This window comes from Spirillospora sp. NBC_01491, from assembly GCF_036227065.1.
Classification (GTDB): domain Bacteria; phylum Actinomycetota; class Actinomycetes; order Streptosporangiales; family Streptosporangiaceae; genus Spirillospora; species Spirillospora xylanilytica.
On the sequence record NZ_CP109432.1, the window covers coordinates 289,250 to 309,836 of the forward strand.

The following is a 20,587-nucleotide window of genomic DNA, read 5'->3' on the forward strand; positions in this document are numbered from 1 at the left end:
GCCAGAGTATGCGGGGTAACGCGGGGCCGCGCCCGAACGATCCGTACGAACGGTGCGAGCGGGGTGGCGCCGGGGCTAGGGCGACGCGATCCGGTCGATACCGGGCGGCAGCTCGGCAGCGGCGGCGCGGTCGAGCAGGAACAGGGTGCGCCCGCGGCCCCGGGCGCCGGCGACCGGGATCTGCACCGGGCCCGCCTCCGACAGCCCGAGCCGCACGGCCTTGGCCTTGGCGCCGCCCGCCGCGATGGCCCAGACCTCCCGCGCCGCCCGGATCGCCGGCAGCGTCAGCGAGATCCTGGTCGGCGGCGGCTTCGGGGCGCCGCGCACCGCCACCACCGGGCGCTCGTCGTAGAGCGCCGGCATCTCGGGGAACAGCGAGGCCACGTGCGCGTCCGGGCCGACCCCGAGCATCAGCACGTCGAACGACGGCACCGGGCCGTGGTCCTCGGGCCGCGCCGCCGCGCGCAGCTCGGCGGCGTACCGGCCGGCCGCCTTCTCGGGGTCGTCGCCGTCGGGCCCGTCGCTGGCCGGCATCGGGTGCACCCGCGCCGGATCGGTGCCGACGTGGTCGAGCAGCGCGGCGCGCGCGCCGGTCTCGTTGCGCTCGGGGTCGCCGGACGGCAGGAAGCGCTCGTCCCCCCACCACACGTCCAGCTTGCGCCAGTCGATGGCGTCGCGCGCGCCGGTCGCGGCCAGCTCGGCGAGGACGGCGGTGCCGACCCCGCCGCCGGTCAGCACGATCGAGGCGGCGCCCCGGGCCGCCTGGGCGTCGACGATCCGGGTCACCAGCCGGGCCGCCACCGCCTTGGCGAGCAGCTCCTGGTCGCGGTGGACCAGCACGGTGGGGGTCATGCGTCCTCCGGCGGCTCGGCCCGCGGCCCCGCCTTGCGCGCGGACGGCGACTTCCCCGCCGTGCGGCCCTTGGCGGGCTTCGCCGGCCCGGCCTCGGACGGCCCGGACGTGTCGGACCGCCCGGACGCGGCGGCCTCGGGGGAGCCCGACACCGGGTCGGAGGCGACGCCCTCCCGGACCCCGGCCGCCAGGTCCTTGGCGAACCGCTTCGCCGCCTCCTGGTAGACCTCGTCGGGGTCGAGCCGGCGCAGCTCCTCGGCCAGCAGCTCGGACATGTGCCGCCGCATCAGCGAGACCTGCCGGTCGGGCTGCTCGGGCCGCGACAGCGTGGCGACCCGCCCGTCCGGACGGGACACCGCCAGGTCGCCGCCGGCCGTGACCAGCCGCACGCCGGTGATGCCCGGTCCGTCGGAGACCACGCGGCCGACCGGGACCCCGAGCCGGACCGACAGCCACGCGGCCAGCAGCTCCGCGCTCGGGCTGTCGGGCTCGGCGGACACCTCGCCGGACAGGATCGCCTCGTGCTCCTGGTCGAGCGCCGCCGCCAGCAGCGACCGCCACGAGGTCAGCCGCGTCCAGGTGAAGTCGGTGTCGCCGGGCCGGTAGCCGTCGGCGAGCTGCGCGAGCGTGCCGAGCCGGTCGCGGGCCGCGTACGCGTCGGTCACCCGGCGCGCCGCCAGCCTGCCCAGCGGGTCGCGCGCGGGCACCTTGGGCACCTTGCCGCCCGGCCACCAGGTCACCACCGGGGTGTCGGGCATCAGCAGCGGCACCACGACCGAGTCGGCGTGCTCGGCCAGCGGCCCGTACATCCGCAGCAGTACCGTTTCGCCGGGGCCGGTCTCGCCCATCCGGATCTCGGCGTCGAGCCGGGAGGAGTTGCCGCGCGCGTCGCGGGAGATGACCGTCAGCACCCGGCAGGGGTGCTCGCGGGCCGCCTCGGTCGCCGCGCGCACCGCGTCGTACTGGGCCGACTCGTCGGTGACGATGATCAGGGTCAGCACCATCCCGACGGCCGGGCCGCCCATCAGGTGCCGGGCCTGCGTCAGCGCGTCCTGGATCTTGCGGGTGGTGGTGCCGGTGAGATCGATGTTCATGATTAGAGTCGCCTCCAGGTGCGGCCGTCGCGCGCCATCAGCTCGTCGGCGCTGTCGGGTCCGTAGCCGCCGGACTTGTACTGGTCGAGCCCGCCCTGCCCGGCCCAGTACTCCTCGATCGGGTCGAGGATCTTCCAGGACAGCTCGACCTCCTCCTGCCGCGGGAACAGCGGCGGGTCGCCGATCAGCACGTCGAGCAGCAGCCGCTCGTACGCCTCGGGGGAGGACTCGGTGAAGGACTCGCCGTAGGCGAAGTCCATGTTGACGTCGCGGATCTCCATCGAGGTGCCGGGCACCTTGGAGCCGAACCGCACCGTGATGCCCTCGTCCGGCTGCACCCGCATCACCAGGGCGTTCTGCCCGAGCTCCTCGGTGTCGGTGTGCGAGAACGGCAGGTGCGGCGCCTTCTGGAACACCATCGCGACCTCGGTCACCCGGCGGCTGAGCCGCTTGCCGGTGCGCAGGTAGAACGGCACCCCGGCCCAGCGCCGGTTGTCGATCTCCAGCTTGATCGCGGCGTAGGTCTCGGTGCGGGAGTCGGCGGGGATGCCGTCCTCCTCCAGGTAGCCCTCGACCTTCACGCCGCCCTGCCAGCCGGACGCGTACTGCCCGCGGGCGGTGGACTGCGACAGGTCGCCGCGCACCCGCACCGAGGACAGGATCTTGGCCTTCTCGGCGCGGACGGCCTCGGCGGCGAAGGAGGTCGGCTCCTCCATCGCGGTCAGCGCGAGCAGCTGGAGCAGGTGGTTCTGGATCACGTCGCGGGCGGCGCCGATGCCGTCGTAGTAGCCGGCCCGGCCGCCGATGCCGATGTCCTCGGCCATGGTGATCTGCACGTGGTCGACGAACGAGCGGTTCCAGATCGGCTCGAACATCGAGTTGGCGAACCGCAGCGCCAGGATGTTCTGCACCGTCTCCTTGCCGAGGTAGTGGTCGATCCGGAAGATCGACTCCTCGGGGAACACCCGGTGCACGGTGTCGTTGAGGTCCTGGGCGCTGGCCAGGTCGTGGCCGAAGGGTTTCTCGATGACCACCCGCCGCCACTCCCCGTCGCTCCGGTCGGCCAGCCCGCTGCGGCGCAGCTGCTCGACCACCTTGGGGAAGAACTTGGGCGGTATCGACAGGTAGAACGCGTAGTTGCCGCCGGTGCCGCGGCTCTCGTCCAGCTCCTTGACCGCCATGGCGAGCGCGTCGAACGCGCCCGGGTCGCCGAACTCGCCGGGGACGAAGTGCATGCCCTCCGACAGGTGCGTCCAGACGTCCTCGCGGAAGGGGGTGCGCGCGTGCTCCTTGACCGACTCGTAGGCGATCTGCCGGAAGTCCTGGTGGTCCCAGTCGCGCCGCGCGAAGCCGACCAGCGAGAAGCCCGGCGGCAGCAGCCCCCGGTTGGCCAGGTCGTAGATCGCCGGGAGGAGCTTCTTGCGCGACAGGTCGCCGGTGACCCCGAACAGCACCAGCACGCACGGTCCCGCGACCCGTGGCAGGCGCTTGTCGCGCGGATCCCGCAGCGGGTTGGATGTGGTGGTCACCTGGAGGCCCCCTCGTCTCGGACTGCGCCGTGGACCGTTCCTGCCCACCGACCGATCCTGCTGTCTCTGTGTGCCCTGCGCGCGCGGCGCGTACTGCGCCGCCCCGCGCGCGTGGCCGGCGGTGCCGGGCTCATGCCCCTCCTCGGGCGGCGTCGAGCAGCCGGGCGAGGCCCGACCAGCGGTTCTGCAAGTGCAGCCGGAGCACCGGACGCCCGCCCCCACGGGCCGCGCGGGCGTCCGAGCGGGCCTGCGCGGACTGGAGCGCGCCCAGTCCGTGGCGCCGGTCCGGCACCGGCACGTCGCGGACGACGTTCCCGGTCAGCATCAGGTATACGCCCTTCTCTTGATGATCATTCCCGAACGCGGGGTAACGGCAACCCCAGCTGATCGTCACAGGCCGGGCGCACCGCGCCGCCAGCAGGCCCGCGAGCCTCCTGACCTGCGCGCCCTGCCCCCGGCTCTCGTCGGGGTCCAGATGCGCCACGATCGCCAGGTGCCCGTCGGCGCCGGCCCGCCCGACGAGCGCCTCGAGCAGCGCGGGCAGGGTCGCCGCCCCGGCGAACGCCGGGTCCCGCGCGTACGCCTCGATCGCCTGCCCGGGCTCCCCGTCGACGAGCAGCGCCCCGTCGTCGCCGGCGCCGATGGCCGGCAGGGGTTCCGGGCCGGTGTCGTGGCCGGTGTCGCGGCCGGGGTCCGGGCCGGGTCCGAGGGCCGGGGCGCCGCCGCCGAACGGGTCGGTGTTGAGCAGGTACGCGGCCACGGCGGCGGCGTACTCCCACACGACGAGCTGCGCGGCCGGCGGGCCGGACACCGTGGCGTCGTCCTGGCGCGGACGGCCGTCCAGCGTGACCAGGAACATGTCGTCGGTCGGCAGGATCGGCAGCCCGCCCCGCTGGACGAGCGGCAGGACCCGGCCGCCGACGGCCCCGGCGAGCAGCCGCGCGATCCAGTCGGCCAGGCCGGGGAGCGCCGCGGCGTACCCGCCGAGGACGGCCGTGTCGCGACCCGCCCGCGCGGCCCCGCCGAGGATGGCGCCGAGCACCAGCCCGGGGTTGTTCTCCGGGCGGGTGAGCGCGGGCAGGACGGCGGCGGCCCGGTCCAGCAGCGTCCCGACGTCGGCGCCGGCGAGGCCGGCGGGCACCAGCGCGTACGGGGACAGCGCGCCGAACACCCCCGGGGCCGGGGCCTCGACCACCGCCTGCCCGGCCTCGGCCGCGAGCTTGGCGGCCGGGGCGCCCGGCTCGGCGACGGTCACGAACCGCCGCGCGACCTCCGCGGCGGGCAGGTCCAGGTCGAGGAACATCCGCTCGAACACCCGGCGCAGCGCGCCGGTGGCGGGATCGTCGCCGGTGACCACGACCAGGGTGCGGCGCAGCCGCTCGGGATCGTCGCCGGCGCGGAGCACCGGCCCCGGCTCGGGACCGTCCAGCACGGTCAGCGGCGAGCGCCGCGGGCCCTGGCCGCCCGCCGGGACCGCCGGCCGGGCCCGGCCGGGGGGCGGGTCCGCCGCGCCGGGCCCGGCCTCGTCCCCGGCCTCCTGCGCGTCGAGCGCCTGCCGGACGATCAGGCCGGCCGCGTGCGCCGGCGCACCGCCCCCGAGCAGCGCCACCTCGGTCAGCCCGTCGCCCAGGGCCCGGTCGCGCAGCGCGCCGATCCGGTCCAGCAGCGCCCGCGCCGGCCCCGGCTGGCCGGGCCAGCACAGGGCGCGGCCCTCGGCGGCGGCCTGCGCCGCCGACGGCCACAGCGCCGGGTCCTCGGAGGCCAGGCGGACCGGGACGCGGTCGATCCAGAGCCGGCCGATCGCGCGCTCGGCCGCCTCCCGGATCGCCCCCCGGGCGGTGATGGCGGTCTCCCCATAGGTGACCGAGGTGAAGCTCGTCACGATGCCGTCCGCTTCACCCCGTCACCGGACCGTCCGCCGGGACCCGGAGGTCCCGCGCACGGCCTCGGTGAGACGGCCCACGCCGTCCACGGGGTCGCGCAGGTGCAGCCGGACGACCGGCAGCCCGCGCTGGCGCAGCGCGCGCACCTCGGCCAGCGCCCGGGCGAGCTGGAGCTTGGCCAGGCCGTACGGGCGCCCCGGGATGGGGTGGGCCGCCAGCGCGTCGCCGGGGGCCGGCTCGCCGGTGATGACCAGGAACGCGCCGCCGGCCGGGCCGTCCTTGTGGACGGTGCCGTTGGCGTGCGGGTAGCCGGGCCCAGGACCGTAGGCCACCGGGCGGGCGGCGCGGCGGGCCAGCGCCGGGGCCAGGTAGCGCCCGGAGAAGTCGCCCGACAGGTACGTCACGATCGACAGGTAGCCGTCGGCGGGCACGGACCCGAGCAGCCCGTCGAGCGCGCCGGCGAGACCGCCGGCGCCGCCCGCGAAGCCGCCGGGACCGAGCGGCTCGGTGTGCACCTCGATGTCGCCGTCCACCGCCACTGGCTCCCCGGTGGGCAGCGGCCCGGCGCCCGCCGCGCGCAGCATCGTCGCCGCGTCGTCCTCGGCCTCCTGGACCACCGTGCTGCCCGCCTCGAACGGGTTGACGCCGAGCAGCCAGCCCGACACCGCCGTCGCGTACTCCCACAGCAGGAACTGCGCGCCGAGCGGCGCCCACAGCGAGGTGTCGGCGTCGTCGTGCGCGGCCCGGGGGTTCAGCGCCACCCCGTGCACGTCGGGCGCCTCGCCCTGGACGCCGGGCGGCTCGAACACCATCACGCCGCGGCCCCGCTTGCCGGTGCCGACGGCCAGCAGCTGGGAGATCCAGGAGGTCAGCGCGCCCGGACCGCCGGGCTCGCGCAGCACCACCTTGTCGCGGGCGACGCCGCCGGGGCCCTGCTGGGCACAACCGCCGAGGATCGCGCCGAGCAGCAGTCCGGGGTTGTCCTCCTCCTGGGCGAGCGAGGGTGCCAGCGCGGCGGCCTCGTCCAGCAGCCGCTCGGCATCGGCGCCCGCGAGCAGCGCGGGGACCAGCCCGTAGGCCGACAGCGCGCCGAAGTGGCCGGGCAGATAGGGGTCGGTGAGCCCGATCCGGTACCCGCACTGGCGGGCGAAGTCGTGCAGGGGGCTGCCGTGGTCGGTGATGACCAGGAAGCGGCCCGCGATCTCGCGCTCGGACATGCCGTACCGCCGGAACGCGTCGGCGAAGATCCGCCGGTAGGCGTCCCCCTCCAGGGACACGCCCGCCTTGCTCGCCAGCACGACGAGGGTGCGGTCGAGCCGCTCGAGGGCGAACGCGAGGGCGGCGGTGTCGCTGCCGTCGAGCACGGTCAGCCCGCCGGGCGGCGCGCCGGCCGGGCCCGGCCCGCCGGGCGCCCGCCCTCCGGCGGTCGCCCCGCCCGGGGCGTGCGCCTCGACGATCGCCTGGGCGGCCAGGCTCTCCGCGCCGATCCCGATCAGCACGATGTGGTCGAGACCGGAGTAGCGGGCCTCGCGGGCCAGGCCGTCGATCTGGCCGAGCAGCCCGCGGGAGGCGTGCGGCAGGTCCAGCCAGCCCAGCCGGCTGTGATCCACCGCCCGCCGTCCCCACAGCCGCGGATCCTTGGCCGCGAGTGCGCCGGGAACCCCGCAGTCCACGAGGTAGTCCCGCGCCTGCAACGCCGAATCCAGCACGTCGCCGCGCGTCAGTACGTCGAACCCAGACACCGTTCCTCCTGGCTCCTATCGTTTCAGGAGAGAACGGTCATTCGCGACCAACTCCACGATCTTCTGGTCGGCGGGGGACGGGAGACCGCCGATCGCGCCGTCCCCGCCGGGCGGGCGCCTGCTCCGGCCCGGTGCCCCGGTCAGCTCAGCGCCTCGATCAGCTGGGCGATGCCCTCGGCCCGGCTGCGCAGGTGCAGCCGCACGGCCGGGCGGCCGAGCGAGCGCAGCACCCGCAGGTCGCCGTACGCCTGCGCGAGCTGGAGCTGCCGGAGGGTGTACGGCCTGCCGGGCACCGTCACGTCGGTGGTGGCCCCGGCGGTGACCTGCAAGAACACCCCGTTCTGGGGGCCGCCCTTGTGGTACTGGCCGGCCGTGTGCAGGTACCTCGGCCCCCACCCGAACGTGACCGGTGCCGGCCGCTTGCGCACCCGCCCGCCGAGCGCCGCCAGCAGCGGGCGCAGGCGCGCGGCGTCGGCGTCGCCGCAGCGGTCCAGGAACGCCAGCACCGCCAGGTACCCGCGCTCGGGGACGGCCTCCAGCAGCCGCTCGAGCACGCCGCCGAGCGTCGTGACGCCCTTCAGCAGGGCGCCGGGGGCGTGCACCTCCACCGCCCCCGACACCAGCGTGGCCGCCCGGCCGATCACCGTGGGCGCCGCGCCCTCCTCGGCGCGCAGCAGCGCGGCGGTGTTGTCCTGCGACGCGCGCACGTCGGGCTCGTCGAACGGATTGACGCCGATCACCCGGCCGGTGACCGCCGCCGCGTACTCCCACAGCAGGAACTGCGCGCCGAGCGGGCCCGCGACGCTGAGCCCGGCCTCCCGGGCCGGGCCCGGCTCGTCCGGCCGCCCGCCCAGGATGACCCGGCGCAGGTCGCCCGCGAGCTCGAAGCCGGGCGCGCCGACCCCCTCCACCACGACCGGCAGCAGGCCCTTGCCGTCCTTGCCGGTGGACTCGGCGACGAGCTGCTCGGCCCAGCCGCCGAACCCGGTCAGGCCCGAGCCGTGGTCGGCCAGGACCAGCTTGTCGCGCCCGCTCAGCGCCGACGCGCCGAGCGCGGCGCCGAGCGCCAGCGCCGGGTTGTCGTAGGGCTGCCGCAACGCCGGCGACAGCCGCGCCGCCTCGTCCAGCAGGGCGCCCGCGTCGGCGCCCGCCAGCGCGGCCGGCACCAGCCCGAACGCGCTCAGCGCGCCGAACCGCCCCCCGGCGCCCGGATCGGCCAGGACCACCTGGTAGCCGGTGTCGGCGGCGACCGCCTCCAGCGGCGACCCGGGGCCGGTGACGACCACCACCCGCCGCGCGAGGTCGTCGCCGCTGCACCCGGCCTCCCAGAGCGCGTGCTCCAGGACCCGGCGCAGCGCGTCGGTCTCGATCGTGGTGCCCTTCTGGCTGGACACCACCACCAGGGTGCGGTCCATCCCCTCGCCGAGCACCCGCGCCACCTGGTGCGGGTCGGTGGAGTCGAGGACGGTCAGCGCGGCCCCGGCCGCGCCGGCGATGGCCTCGGCGGCGAGCGACGAGCCCCCCATCCCGGCCAGCACCACCCGGTCGAGGCCGGCGGCGCGGGCGTCCGCCGCCAGCTCGGCCACCCGGTCCAGCAGCGGGCGCGAGCTCTCGGCCAGGTCGAGCCAGCCGAGCCGGCGGGCCGCCCCCGGGGCCGCGTCCGGGCCCCAGAGGTTGGCGTTCCGCGACGTCAGGGAGTGCGGGACGCCGTCGGAGACGAGCCGGTCCAGGACCGTCTCGCTCTCGTCGAGGACGACGCCCCGGATGGTGACCGACGCGCCGCCGGCGGTCACCACCGAGGTCACGCGCGGGCCCCCTTGGCGTCCAGCTCGCCGGAGATGCTGCCGAGCAGCTCGGTCCAGGACTTCTCGAACTTGTCGACGCCCTCGTCCTCGAGCACCTTGACGACGTCGTCGTAGTCGACGCCGGCGTCCTTGAGCGCCGCCATGTGCGCGCGGGCGTCCTCGTAGGTGCCGCGGACGGTGTCGCCGCGGACCGCGCCGTGGTCGGCCTCGGCCTCCAGCGTCGCCTCCGGCATGGTGTTGACCGTGCCGGGCGCGACCAGCTCGTCGACGTACAGCGTGTCGGGCAGGGCCGGGTCCTTCACGCCGGTCGAGGCCCACAGCGGACGCTGCGGCCGGGCCCCGGCGTCCTTGAGCGCCTGCCAGCGGCCGGTGCCGAACTTCTCCTCGTACAGCGCGTACGCCAGGCGCGCGTTGGCGAGGCCGGACTTGGACTTGAGCCCCTTGGCGGCGGCCGAGCCGATCGCGTCGAGCCGCTTGTCGATCTCGGTGTCGACGCGGCTGACGAAGAACGAGGCCACCGACGCGATCGTGCTCAGGTCGTGGCCGTTCTCGCGGGCCTGCTCCAGGCCCTCGAAGAAGGCGTCGACGACCTTGCCGTAGCGCTCCAGCGAGAAGATCAGCGTCACGTTCACGCTGATCCCCTGGGCCAGCGTCCGGGTGATCGAGGGCAGCCCCTGCTCGGTCGCCGGGATCTTGATGAACAGGTTGGGCCGGTCCACCAGCCACCACAGCGCCCGCGCCTCGGCCACCGTCTCCTCGGTCTTGCGCGCCAGCCGCGGGTCGACCTCGATCGACACCCGGCCGTCGAGCCCGCCGGTCCGGTCGTACACCGGGCGCAGCACGTCGCAGCCCCACCGGATGTCGTAGGTGGTGATCGCGCGGGACGCCTCGTCGACGTCCACGCCGCGCACTGCCAGGTCGCGGACCTGGTCGTCGTAGGCCGAGCCCTTGCTCAGCGCCTTGGCGAAGATGGTGGGGTTGGAGGTGACGCCCACCACGTGGCTCTCCTTGACCAGCCGTTCGAGGCCGCCCGACCGCAGCCGCTCCCGGCTGATGTCGTCGAGCCAGATCGACACGCCCTCGTCGGAGAGCCTCTTCAGGTTTTCGCTCATCGTCTTGTCTCCTCGTCGAGTCGTCGGGACCGGGGGCGGGGGCCCGCGGGCGGGCGCGGGGCGGGCGCGGCCGGGCCGCGCCCGCCACCGCCTCTAGGTCCCGGTGGTCGAGCCCCGCCCGGCACCCTGGACGCCGGCCTTGATCAGGCTGGCCTTGGCCGCGGCGACCACCCGCTCGGAGGTGATGCCGAACTGCTGGAACAGCGTCTTGTGGTCGGCCGAGGCGCCGAAGTGCTCCAGGCTGACCGACTCGCCGGCGTCGCCGATGTAGCCGCGCCAGCCGAGCGCGACCCCGGCCTCCACCGACACCCGGGCGCGCACCCCAGGGGGCAGCACCTCCTGCTTGTAGGCGTCGTCCTGTGCGTCGAACCACTCGACGCACGGCATCGACACGACCCGGGTCGGGGTGCCCTCGGCCTGGAGCGCCTCGCGCGCCTCCAGGGCGAGCTGCACCTCGCTGCCGGTGGCGATGATGATCAACAGCGGGTGCCCGTCCGGCGCGTCGGCCAGCACGTACCCGCCCCGGGCGACGCCCTCGGCGGACGCGATCCCGTTGCCGCGCTCGAGCGTCGGCAGCTTCTGCCGGGTCAGCGCCAGCCCGGCCGGGCGGTCGCCGTGCTCCAGCACGGTGCGCCAGGCCACGGCGGTCTCGTTGGCGTCGCCGGGCCGGACGACGTCCAGGCCCGGGATGGCGCGCAGCGCCCACAGGTGCTCGACCGGCTGGTGCGTCGGGCCGTCCTCGCCCAGGCCGATCGAGTCGTGCGTCCACACGTAGGTCACCGGCAGCCGCATCAGCGCCGCGAGCCGCACGGCCGGGCGCATGTAGTCGCTGAAGATGAGGAACGTGCCGCCGTAGGGGCGGGTGCCGCCGTGCAGCGCGATCCCGTTGCAGATCGCGCCCATCGCGTGCTCGCGGACGCCGAAGTGCAGCGTGCGGCCGTAGCGCCCGCCCGGGAACTCCTTGGTCTGGTACTCATCGGGAATGAAGGACGGCTCGCCCTTCATCGTGGTGTTGTTGCTCTCGGCCAGGTCGGCCGAGCCGCCCCACAGCTCGGGCAGCACCGGCGCCAGCGCGGCCAGGATCTCGCCGGACGCGGCGCGGGTGGCCAGGTCCTTGCCGGCCTCGAAGACCGGCAGCCGCCCCGCCCAGCCGTCCGGCAGCGTGCGCGAGGAGATCCGGTCGTACTCGGCGGCGCGCGCGGCGTGGGCCTTGCGCCACGCCGCGAACGAGACGTCCCAGTCGGCGTGCAGCGCGCGGCCCCGGTCGGAGACCTCGCGGGCGTGCGCCAGGACCTCGTCCGGCACGTCGAAGGACGCGGCCGGGTCGAGGCCGAGGATCCGCTTGGTGGCCGCGACCTCCTCGGCGCCCAGCGCCGACCCGTGGATCTTGCCGGTGTTCTTCTTGTTCGGCGCGGGCCAGCCGATGATCGTGCGCAGCGCGATGAACGACGGGCGGCCGGTCTCGGCCTTGGCCGCGTCGAACGCGGCGGCCAGCGCGCCGACGTTCTCCTCGTAGTCGCCGCCGGCCGTCCAGTCGACGTGGTGGACATCCCAGCCGTAGGCGGCGTAGCGGGCCCGCACGTCCTCCGACAGCGCGATCGCGGTGTCGTCCTCGATCGAGATGTGGTTGTCGTCGTAGAGCAGCACCAGGTTGCCGAGGCGCTGGTGCGCGGCCAGCGAGCTCGCCTCGTGGCTGATGCCCTCCTCGATGTCGCCGTCGGAGGCGAACGCCCAGATGGTGTGGTCGAAGGGGGACTGGCCGGGGGCGGCGTCGGGGTCGAACAGGCCGCGCTCGCGGCGGGCCGCCATCGCCATGCCCACCGCGTTGGCGATGCCCTGGCCGAGCGGCCCGGTGGTGGTCTCCACGCCCGCGGTGTGCCCGTGCTCGGGGTGCCCCGGGGTGAGGCTGCCCCACTTGCGCAGCGACTTCAGGTCGTCCAGCGTCATCGGGTAGCCCGACAGGTAGAGCTGGATGTAAAGGGTCAGGCTGGAATGCCCGCACGACAGGACGAACCGGTCCCGGCCCGCCCAGGTCGGGTCCGTCGGGTCGTGCCGCAGGTAACGCTGGAAGAGAAGGTAGGCGGCCGGCGCCAGGCTCATCGCCGTCCCGGGGTGACCGGAGCCGCACTCCTCGACCGCGTCCATGGCGAGGGCGCGGATCACGTCGACCGCCCGCCGGTCCGTCTCGGACCATTCAAACGTGCTGATGTCCCCACTCACGGAACGCCCGGCTCCTCTCAAAGATCACAAATTTTCCACAACGTATGCACACGGGGAACGCCCGGCATCGGCCGCGGCCCTGCCGCGGCGCCGGGCCCGACCCCGTGTCCTCCTCAGTGCGGATCCCGTCGGATCCGTCCCGCAGCCGCTGCGGGCCGGGGAGTGGCCGGCGCCGCCCGTCCCCCGCCGGCCGCCCTCGGCGGCCCCGGAGGCCGTGCATCCGGCCTCTACCGAGCCTATCGCGCGAGCGGCCCGCCGCCGCTGGCGGCAGAGGGCGTGCCACCACCGGCCCGGGCCCGGAGGACCCGCGCCGTCCTTTGACGACCCTTGCCCGATCGCCTCCGCCGATAACCCCCGCCCGGGTGATCTCGCGGGGGAGCCCCGCCTGGTCCCTTCTGCGCGCGCGGCGCGTCCGGTGCCCCGGTGCTCGACCCCGGGAGGGGGCGGACTACAGTGATGGCGCGGCTGACACACCTGCCGCGCGTACTCTCAAGCCGAAGTCGCACCCGACCGAGGCGCCTCCCGGACCGCGGGGGCGCCGACGGGGTGGCACGCGATTCCTCATGCCTAGTTGGACGTGGACCCGATTGTGACGGTGCTCAGTAACAAGCTCGGGGTCGACCTCGACGACCAGGTGCCGGAGGCCCCCGCAGCTCCTTCCGGGCCCGCCGATCCGGCGACCGGCCGGTGGTCGCCCGCCGCGAGCGTGCGCGCCTACGTCGCGCTGACCAAGCCGCGCGTGATCGAGCTGCTCTTGATCACCACCATCCCGGTGATGTTCCTGGCCGCCCAGGGCCTGCCCCCGCTCGGCACGGTACTGCTGACGCTGGCGTTCGGCACTCTGTCGGCCGGCGCCGCGAACGCGATCAACTGCTACATCGACCGCGACATCGACGCCAAGATGCGCCGCACCCGCCGCCGCCCGCTGGCCCGGGCGCAGGTCACCCCGACCCGCGCCCTGGTGTTCGGGATCACCCTGGCAGCGCTGTCCACGGCCGGGTTCTGGCTGACGGTCAACGGCCCGGCCGCGGCGATGTCGCTGTTCGCGATCCTGTTCTACATCTTCGTCTACTCGCTGCTGCTCAAACGCCGCACCTCGCAGAACGTGGTGTGGGGCGGCATCGCGGGCTGCATGCCGGTGCTCATCGGCTGGTCGGCGATCACCGGCGGGCTGGCCTGGACCCCGTTCGTGCTGTTCGGCGTCGTCTTCCTCTGGACGCCCCCGCACACCTGGACGCTGGCGATGCGCTACCGCGAGGACTACGCGCTGGCCAAGGTGCCGATGCTGCCGGTGGTCGCCACCGAGCGGCGGGTCGTCACCGAGAGCCTCGTCTACACCTACGCGACCGTCGCCTGCTCGCTGGTCCTGTGGCCGGTGGCCGGGATGGGCCCGGTGTACGGGACGGCGGCGATCGTCCTCGGCCTGGTCTTCCTCGCCGAGGGGCACCGGCTGCTGCGCGCCGTCCGCGCCGGAGTGACCGGCGTGCACCTGCGGCCGATGCGGTTCTTCCACCTCTCCAACGTCTACCTGGCCCTGCTGTTCACCGTGGTCGCGGTCGACCCGCTGCTGCACTGACCCGGCGGTCCGCGCGACGGCCAGCGCACGGCGCGCGGCCCCGCGGGAGGGCCGGCTCCCGGCCCGTCCGGCCCGGGACGGTTACCCTCACGTCATGGCGAGCGTAGATCCCAAGGCGGTCCTGGAGGGACGGATCCCGGGCCGGCCCCCGATCGCCCTGATCGTCGGAGTCACCGCCTCGTCGCTGTGCGCGCTCGGGGCGCTCGGCGTCGACGCCGTCTACGGCGGCTCGGGGTTCTGGGCCGGGGTGGTCCTGGCGATCCTGCCCATCCCGCTGCTGATCGCGCTCGCGCTCACCCTCGACCGGCTCGAGCCCGAACCGCCGCGCGCCCTGGTCTTCTCCTTCATGTGGGGCGCCGGGGTCGCGGTGCTGGGCGCGCTGGTGCTCAACACCCTCGGCCTGCTGTACGTCACCGTGCCGATCTTCGGCGAGGTCAACGGGCATTTCATCAGCTCCGCGGTGGGCGCGCCGATCATCGAGGAGCCGCTGAAGGGCGCGGTGCTGTTCGGCCTGCTGTGGTTCCGCCGCAACGAGATCGACGGGTTCGCCGACGGCCTGATCTACGCGGCCATGGTCGGGCTCGGCTTCGCCATGATGGAGAACGTCACCTACTACATGCGGGCCTTCGAGGAGGGCGGCACCGACCAGCTCCAGGCGGTGTTCATCCTGCGCGGCATCGTCGCGCCGCTCAGCCATCCGCTGTTCACCGCGATGACCGGCCTCGGGGTCGCCTACGCCGCCACCCACCGCGACCGGCAGATCCTCGCACCGGCGCTCGGCCTGCTCGGCGCGATGCTGCTGCACGGCCTCTGGAACGGCGCCACCACCCTCGGGCTGGGCGGCCTCGCCGCGGTGTACGGGCTGAACACCTGCGTCCTGGCCGTCCTGATCGTCATCGTCGCGGTGGAGCGCCGGCACACCGTGCGGCTCATCGAGCGGTACCTCCCGATCTACGCCGACACCGGCCTGGTCACCCCGCAGGACATCCGGATGCTGCGCTCGATCCCGTCCCGCCGCGCCGCCCGCCGCTGGGCCCGGAGCGTCGGCGGACCGGCGGCCGGGCGCGCCATGGTCGACTACCAGCTCGCCGCCACCGAGCTCGCCCTGCTGCACAAGCGGGCCGAGCGCGGCGTCGCCGAGCCCCGCTGGTTCGTGAACCGCCGGGACGCGCTGCTGGACCTCATGGGCCTGGCCAGGCAGGCGTTCCTGCGCACCCCGCCCCGCGGCGACGCGCCCGCCGGGCCCGCCGCCGGGCCGCCCTGGGCGCCGCGCGGCCCGTCCGGCTTCCTGCCGCCGTACGGCGGCTGACCCGAACCGCCGTAACCGGGGGGCGGGGCGGGACCACCGGACCCCGCCCATACGATTGGTGCCGTGGCTGAACGATCCGGTGCTGATCCGACCAACCCCCTCATCCGAGCGCGCGACGCGGTGTGGAATCCCACCGCGGGCTCGCTGCGGCTGCTGGCCCTGCTCGGCGTGATCGGCAACGCCGGCATCGTCGCCACCGGCGGCGCCGTCCGGGTCACCGAGTCCGGCCTCGGCTGCCCCGAGTGGCCCAAGTGCACCGGCGACAGCCTCGTCCCGACGCACAGCCCCGAGCACGCCGCGATGAACATGGCGATCGAGTTCGGCAACCGGATGCTGACCTTCCTGGTGCTGGCGGTCGGCGTGCTCGTCTTCGTCGCGGCCTGGCGGCTGCGGCCCCGCCGCCGCGACGTGGTCTGGTGGGCCGCGGCGCAGCCGCTGAGCGTCGTCGCGCAGGCCGTGATCGGCGGCATCGTGGTGCTGACCGAGCTGCATCCGGCCTCGGTGGCGCTGCACTTCCTGATCTCGCCGGCCCTGCTGGTCTTCTGCGTGGCGCTGTGGGTGCGCACGGGCGAGGGCGACCGGCCGCCGCACCCGCTGGTCGCGCCCCTGCTGCGCCGGGCCGCGCTCGTCCTCGCCGCGCTCTGCGCCGCCGTGCTGGTCGCCGGCACCGTCGTCACCGGCACCGGCCCGCACTCCGGCGACGCCGAGTCGCGCCGCTGGGGCTTCAACATCGAGGACGTCACCCGGGTGCACAGCGTCCTCGCCTGGCTCACCGTCGCGGCGACGCTGGTGCTCATCGTCGCCGTCCACCGCGCGGGCGCCCCGGCGGCGCTGCGGCGGCGGACGCTGGAGCTGCTTGCCGTCGAGCTGGCCCAGGGCGCCGTCGGGTACGTCCAGTACTTCACCGGGGTCCCGGGCCCGCTGGTGGTGCTGCACATGCTCGGCGCGGCGCTGCTGTGGATCGCCGCGCTGCGCATCTTCTTCGCCACCCGCGACCGCGGGCCCGTCCCCACCGCGGCGGACCCCGCCGAGGTGCCGGCGCAGACCCCCCAGCCGGCCTGACCCGTCCCCACCGGCCCGGCCCACCCGGCCGGGGCAGGCCCGGCCCGCGCGATCGGGCCGGGCGGGCGCCGGTCAGCCGGCGGCGGGCTTGCGCAGGAAGGCGCGGAGCCGGTCGAGCGGCCAGGTGTTGATCACGTCGTCGGGGGTGAGCCAGCCGCGCTGGGCGGTGCCGACGCCGTAGCGGATGTTGCGGTGGTGGCCGACCGCGTGGGCGTCGGTGTCGATCGTGAACTTGACGCCGTGCCGCAGCGCCCGGCGGATCAGGTCGGCGGGCAGGTCGAGCCGGTCGGGGAACGAGTCGACCTCCAGCGCGGTGCCGGTGCGGGCCGCGGCCGTGAAGACCTCGTCCCAGTCGGCCTCGACCTCGGGCCGCCGGCCGATCTGCCGGGCGGTGGGGTGGCCGATCACGTGGACGTGCGGGTTCTCGCAGGCCCGGACGAAGCGGCGGGTCATCTCGGCCTCGTCCTGGGTGAAGTGCGAGTGGACCGAGGCCACGCAGATGTCGAACCCGGACAGGAAGTCGGCGTCCCAGTCGACCCCGCCGTCCGGGTCGATGTTGAGCTCGGTGCCGTGCAGCAGGACCAGCCCGGGGTACTCCCGCTGGAGGGCGCGCACCCGCTCGCGCTGGGCGAGCATCTTCTCGTCGGTCATCCGCTGCATGAACAGGTTGGGCGCGTGGTCGGTGATCGCGTAGTACTCCAGGCCGCGTGCGGCGGCGGCCCGGACCATCTCCTCCAGCGAGGCGGTGCCGTCGGTCAGGTCGGTGTGGCTGTGCAGGTCGCCGCGGAGATCGTCGACGGTGACCAGCCGGGGGAGGCCGCCGGCCAGTGCCGCCTCGATCTCGCCGCGGTCCTCGCGCAGGGCGGGCGGGATCCACGGCAGGCCGAGGCGGTCGTACACCTCCTCCTCGGTGGCCGACACGATCGGCTCGCCGGTCTCGTCGCCGTCGGCCGTGAACAGCCCGTACTCGGAGAGCTTGAGCCCGGCCCGGACGGCGATCTCGCGGGTGCGGACGTTGTGCGCCCGGGAGCCGGTGAAGTACTGGAGCGCCGCGCCCCACGCCTCGGGCGGGACGACGCGCAGGTCGACCTGGAGGCCCCCGGTGGTGCGGATCGAGGTCTTCTTGTCGCCGCCGCCGATCACCTCGGCGACCAGCGGGAGCGCGGTGAACGCCGCCATGATCGGCTTGGGCTCGCGGGAGGCGGCCAGGATGTCGACGTCGCCGATCGTCTCGCGCATGCGGCGCAGCGACCCCGCGTGGACGCAGCGCTCGGCGAGCGGGGACAGCGCGGCGACGATCTCGTCGGCCAGGCCGGCCGCCACGTCGATCAGCACCCGCCCGCCGGTCTGCTCCATCAGCTCGATGCCGCGCAGGATGTTGTCCTCGGTCTTGGCACCGAAGCCCTTGAGACCGCGCAGCCGGCCCTCGCGGATCGCGGCGGCCAGCTCGTCCACCGAGGAGACGCCGAGCTCCTGGTGCACCGCCAGCGCCTTCTTCGGGCCGAGCGTCGGGATCGCGGTGAGCGCCCGGACCCCCGCCGGGATCTGCGCCCGCAGCTCCTCGACCTGGCGGATGGTGCCGGTGGTGTTGTAGTCGGCCAGCTTCTTGGCGATCGCCTCGCCCACCGTGGGGATCTTCTTCAGCCCGGCGAGCCCGAGCCCGGAGATGTCCTCGGGGTAGCCGGCTATCGCCCGCGCGGCCTTCTCGTACGCGCGGATCTTGAAGGCGTCGCCGCCGGTGATCGAGAGCAGGTCCGCCAGTTCTTGGACGAGTGCCGCGGCCTCGTCGTTCGCCCGTGCCATGGGGGGAGTCTACGAGCCGGGTACGACGTTCCCGGAGTTCAGCGCAGCGGCGCGACCGGCCCGTCGGGCCGGGCGTGCCGGGCGTCCACGACCCGGTCGACGATCCCCGCGAGCTGCTCGCGGGGCAGGGCCCGGTAGCCGTCGGCGGTGACGGCCGCGATCGACGGGTAGATGCGCCGGGCCCGGTCCGGTCCGCCGGTGGCCGAGTCGTCGTCGGCGGCGTCGTAGAGGGCCTGCACGCACACCTCGGCCGCGTCCTCCAGGGAGAGGTCGTCGCGGTAGAGCTTCTTCAGCGCGCCCTGCGCGTAGGGGGAGCCCGACCCGTCGGCGTGGTACCGGCGGGTCTCCTGCGGGGCGCCGGTGATGTCGTAGGTGAAGATCCGGCCGGCGCCGGTGTCGGGGTCGTAGCCCGCGAGCAGCGGGACGACCGCGAGGCCCTGGAGCGCCTGGGCGAGGTTGGCCTGGATGATGGTGCCGAGCCGGCGGGCCTTGCCCGGCAGCGACAGCGGGACCGTCTCCATCTTCTCGTAGTGCTCCAGCTCGACCTGGAACAGCCGGACCATCTCCAGCGCCAGCCCGACGGTGCCCGCGAAGGCCACCACCGAGTGCTCGTCGGCCCGTTGGACCTTCTCCAGCTCGCGGTAGGCGATCTGGTGGCCGCGGGTGGCGCGGCGGTCGCCGGCCATCATGACCCCGCCGGGGAACGTCAGCGCGAGGACGGTGGTGCCGTGCGGCAGGTCCGGCGCCGGTCCGGCGTCCTGGACCCGGTTGACCGGGAGCAGCTCGGGCGAGTGCAGCCGCAGGAAGTCGACGAACGAGGCGGGCCCCGCCTCGAAGTACTCGGGCGGAAGCCCCTGATCCTCGGCCCAGCCGGTCACGGCGGCTCCTCTCTGGACGTGTCCTCCCGGTGATCCTCGCATCAACCGGACCGATCCCGCCACTCTCCGGCCGGCTCCGCCCGCCGATCGGGAGCGCTCGTCCACCGGCCCGCCGGCGGTCCACCGAACCGATGGGTCATAACGGCTTTTCTGATCATTTCGGCCTGGGCTGGTCGGTCCGGTTGACGTGCCGAAATGGGGACGACCTGGGAATCGTCGACCACCCGCGGACCTAGTGGATCTTGGGCCTTGCGCCGAAAATCCGGGACTTTCCATGATCGGCATCACCACGGCCGGTCGGCGGCTCCCGCCGGTGCGGGCCGTTGGGGACGGAGGGGTCCGTACATGGACGCCTGCCGTCGTTCCCCCGCATACCTGGCTGTAGCCCGGCCTGAGAGGACACACCATGACCCGTCTCACCGACCGCCTGCTCGGACGCCTCGCCCGCACGACCACCGTCGACGCCGGGTGCAGCAACGTCTACTACTGCGAGAAGGGCATCAAGTACCTGCGTGCTTGCTGCCTGGACCAGGGCTGCCAGATCGTCAAGGTCGGCAAGTGCTGATCTGATCCACCCGCTGTTCGGACGCGGGCGGGCGTGCCACCGGCCGCCCGCCCGCGTCCCGGGCGTGAAGGAAGGTGCGCGTGCAGTACCTGCAAGTGGGATGCGCCTGCCTGATCGGGCTGGTGTTCGCGGTGTCGGCCTTCACCAAGGTCCGGGACTTCGAGGGGTTCGCGGCCTCGGTGCCGGATCTGCTGCCGTTCGGCGGCGGCCCGGCGGCCGGGCGCGCGCCGGGCGGCGGCGGGCACGTCCGGCCGATCGCCTCGCTCGTCCTGGTGCTGGAGGCCCTGGCGCCGGTGCTCCTGGCCGTCCCGGCGACCCGTCCGGCCGGATTCGGCGTCGCCCTCGCCCTGCTGGCCGCGTTCACGTCCGCCATCGCCCTCACGCTCCGGCGCGGGCGCCGCGCCTCGTGCCGGTGCTTCGGCGCCTCGAACGCCCCGCTCGGCGCGCGGCACCTGGTCCGCAACGGCGTGCTGCTCACCGCCGCCGTGCTCGGCCTGGCCACACCCGGGGGCCCGCCGGTGACGGCGGGCCTCGCCGTGGCCGTCGCCGCCGGAGCGGTGGCGGCGATCCTGATCGTCGCCTTCGACGACATCGCCGATCTGCTCGCTGGGAGTCTCTGATGCCCTACCTCGCCGCCGCCGTCGTGCTCCTCGGCCTGCTGAGCGCCTTCAACCTGCTGCTCACCCGCGCGCTCATCCGGCGGATGAAGGAGGGGGCCGGGCCGCGGCCGGAGGTCTCGGCGGGGCCGCCGGTCGCCCTCAAGCCGGGCTCGCGCCCCGCCGGGTTCATGGCCATGACGACCAACGACGAGCCGGTGACCGCCGAGAACCTCACCGGGCTGGTCGGGTTCTTCGCCGCGGGCTGCGACCCCTGCCACGCGCTGGCGCCGGCGTTCGCCGAGCGGGCGCGCGCCACCGGCCGCGGCAGCATGCTCGCCGTGGTCACCGGCGAGGACGCGGAGCTGACCGCGATGCTGGAGCCGTCCGTCCGGGTCGTCGTCGAGGACCACGACGGGACGGTGTCGGAGGCGTTCCAGAACACCTGGACCCCGGCGCTCTACCTGATCGGGCCCGACCACGCGGTGCTGGCGACGGGCGGGCGCCTTGAGGACCTGCCCCTCGAAGCCCTCGCGTGAGCCTCGTCGCCGCGGGCGGCAC

16 protein-coding genes are annotated in these 20,587 nt (G+C 74.8%); 6 read left to right on the forward strand and 10 right to left on the reverse strand.

What is annotated here, in order from left to right; genetic code table 11:
* Positions 1 to 75: 75 nt before the first annotated feature.
* From pgl to tkt, 8 genes are all read right to left on the reverse strand, one after another.
* Positions 76 to 852, reverse strand: coding sequence for a 6-phosphogluconolactonase (pgl, locus tag OHA34_RS01370; RefSeq protein ID WP_329520438.1), 777 nt, complete (start codon positions 850 to 852; stop codon positions 76 to 78).
* Complete coding sequence (locus tag OHA34_RS01375) at positions 849 to 1,946, reverse strand: glucose-6-phosphate dehydrogenase assembly protein OpcA (RefSeq protein WP_285943738.1); 1,098 nt, start codon at positions 1,944 to 1,946, stop codon at positions 849 to 851. The genes pgl and OHA34_RS01375 overlap by 4 nt, the downstream gene beginning before the upstream one ends.
* A gap of 2 nt (positions 1,947 to 1,948) precedes the next feature.
* Positions 1,949 to 3,475 (reverse strand): glucose-6-phosphate dehydrogenase, encoded by a 1,527-nt coding sequence (gene zwf / locus OHA34_RS01380; protein ID WP_285943737.1) that lies wholly within the window; start codon positions 3,473 to 3,475, stop codon positions 1,949 to 1,951.
* 130 nt (positions 3,476 to 3,605) lie between these two features.
* Complete coding sequence (locus OHA34_RS01385) at positions 3,606 to 5,357, reverse strand: hypothetical protein (protein ID WP_329520439.1); 1,752 nt, start codon at positions 5,355 to 5,357, stop codon at positions 3,606 to 3,608.
* A 21-nt stretch (positions 5,358 to 5,378) separates the two neighbouring features.
* Positions 5,379 to 7,100 (reverse strand): phosphoheptose isomerase, encoded by a 1,722-nt coding sequence (locus tag OHA34_RS01390; protein ID WP_329520440.1) that lies wholly within the window; start codon positions 7,098 to 7,100, stop codon positions 5,379 to 5,381.
* Positions 7,101 to 7,240: 140 nt separating this feature from the next.
* Positions 7,241 to 8,905: a glucose-6-phosphate isomerase gene (locus tag OHA34_RS01395; protein WP_329520441.1), complete on the reverse strand. Its 1,665-nt coding sequence runs from the start codon at positions 8,903 to 8,905 to the stop codon at positions 7,241 to 7,243.
* Positions 8,902 to 10,017: a transaldolase gene (tal, locus tag OHA34_RS01400; RefSeq protein WP_285943733.1), complete on the reverse strand. Its 1,116-nt coding sequence runs from the start codon at positions 10,015 to 10,017 to the stop codon at positions 8,902 to 8,904. Before tal ends, OHA34_RS01395 begins: the two co-directional genes overlap by 4 nt.
* 93 nt (positions 10,018 to 10,110) lie before the next feature.
* Positions 10,111 to 12,237 carry a transketolase gene (gene tkt / locus OHA34_RS01405; RefSeq protein WP_329520442.1) on the reverse strand — a complete coding sequence of 709 codons (2,127 nt, stop codon included), beginning with the start codon at positions 12,235 to 12,237 and terminating at the stop codon, positions 10,111 to 10,113.
* A gap of 589 nt (positions 12,238 to 12,826) precedes the next feature.
* On the opposite strand from tkt, the gene OHA34_RS01410 reads away from it, so the two are divergent.
* From OHA34_RS01410 to OHA34_RS01420, 3 genes are all read left to right on the forward strand, one after another.
* A complete protein-coding gene (locus tag OHA34_RS01410; protein ID WP_285943731.1) occupies positions 12,827 to 13,813 on the forward strand; it encodes a heme o synthase in 987 nt (328 codons plus the stop codon).
* A 94-nt stretch (positions 13,814 to 13,907) separates the two neighbouring features.
* On the forward strand, positions 13,908 to 15,122 hold the full coding sequence (locus OHA34_RS01415) for a PrsW family intramembrane metalloprotease (RefSeq protein WP_285943730.1): 1,215 nt from the start codon (positions 13,908 to 13,910) through the stop codon (positions 15,120 to 15,122).
* 63 nt (positions 15,123 to 15,185) lie between these two features.
* The gene (locus OHA34_RS01420; RefSeq protein ID WP_285943729.1) at positions 15,186 to 16,184 is read left to right on the forward strand and encodes a COX15/CtaA family protein; all 999 of its coding nucleotides are present in this window, start codon (positions 15,186 to 15,188) and stop codon (positions 16,182 to 16,184) included.
* A gap of 72 nt (positions 16,185 to 16,256) precedes the next feature.
* Here OHA34_RS01420 and polX read toward each other — a convergent pair whose 3' ends face one another.
* A complete protein-coding gene (polX, locus tag OHA34_RS01425; RefSeq protein ID WP_329520443.1) occupies positions 16,257 to 17,987 on the reverse strand; it encodes a DNA polymerase/3'-5' exonuclease PolX in 1,731 nt (576 codons plus the stop codon).
* A 38-nt stretch (positions 17,988 to 18,025) separates the two neighbouring features.
* On the reverse strand, positions 18,026 to 18,865 hold the full coding sequence (prcB, locus tag OHA34_RS01430) for a proteasome subunit beta (protein WP_285943727.1): 840 nt from the start codon (positions 18,863 to 18,865) through the stop codon (positions 18,026 to 18,028).
* 406 nt (positions 18,866 to 19,271) lie between these two features.
* Between prcB and OHA34_RS01435 the strand changes: the two genes are divergently transcribed.
* From OHA34_RS01435 to OHA34_RS01445, 3 genes are all read left to right on the forward strand, one after another.
* The gene (locus OHA34_RS01435; protein WP_285943726.1) at positions 19,272 to 19,430 is read left to right on the forward strand and encodes a hypothetical protein; all 159 of its coding nucleotides are present in this window, start codon (positions 19,272 to 19,274) and stop codon (positions 19,428 to 19,430) included.
* 80 nt (positions 19,431 to 19,510) lie between these two features.
* Complete coding sequence (locus OHA34_RS01440; RefSeq protein WP_329520444.1) at positions 19,511 to 20,050, forward strand: MauE/DoxX family redox-associated membrane protein; 540 nt, start codon at positions 19,511 to 19,513, stop codon at positions 20,048 to 20,050.
* Positions 20,050 to 20,565 (forward strand): hypothetical protein, encoded by a 516-nt coding sequence (locus OHA34_RS01445; RefSeq protein ID WP_285943724.1) that lies wholly within the window; start codon positions 20,050 to 20,052, stop codon positions 20,563 to 20,565. Before OHA34_RS01440 ends, OHA34_RS01445 begins: the two co-directional genes overlap by 1 nt.
* The last annotated feature ends 22 nt before the right edge of the window (positions 20,566 to 20,587 follow it).

Bases quoted from the DNA above. Each gene is read 5' to 3' on its own strand.
- pgl (WP_329520438.1), bottom strand. From the start codon at position 852: ATGACCCCCACCGTGCTGGTCCACCGCGACCAGGAGCTGCTCGCCAAG.
- OHA34_RS01415 (WP_285943730.1), top strand. From the start codon at position 13,908: ATGGCGAGCGTAGATCCCAAGGCGGTCCTGGAGGGACGGATCCCGGGC.
- OHA34_RS01445 (WP_285943724.1), top strand. From the start codon at position 20,050: ATGCCCTACCTCGCCGCCGCCGTCGTGCTCCTCGGCCTGCTGAGCGCC.
- OHA34_RS01435 (WP_285943726.1), top strand. From the start codon at position 19,272: ATGACCCGTCTCACCGACCGCCTGCTCGGACGCCTCGCCCGCACGACC.
- OHA34_RS01375 (WP_285943738.1), bottom strand. From the start codon at position 1,946: ATGAACATCGATCTCACCGGCACCACCACCCGCAAGATCCAGGACGCG.
- polX (WP_329520443.1), bottom strand. From the start codon at position 17,987: ATGGCACGGGCGAACGACGAGGCCGCGGCACTCGTCCAAGAACTGGCG.
- tal (WP_285943733.1), bottom strand. From the start codon at position 10,017: ATGAGCGAAAACCTGAAGAGGCTCTCCGACGAGGGCGTGTCGATCTGG.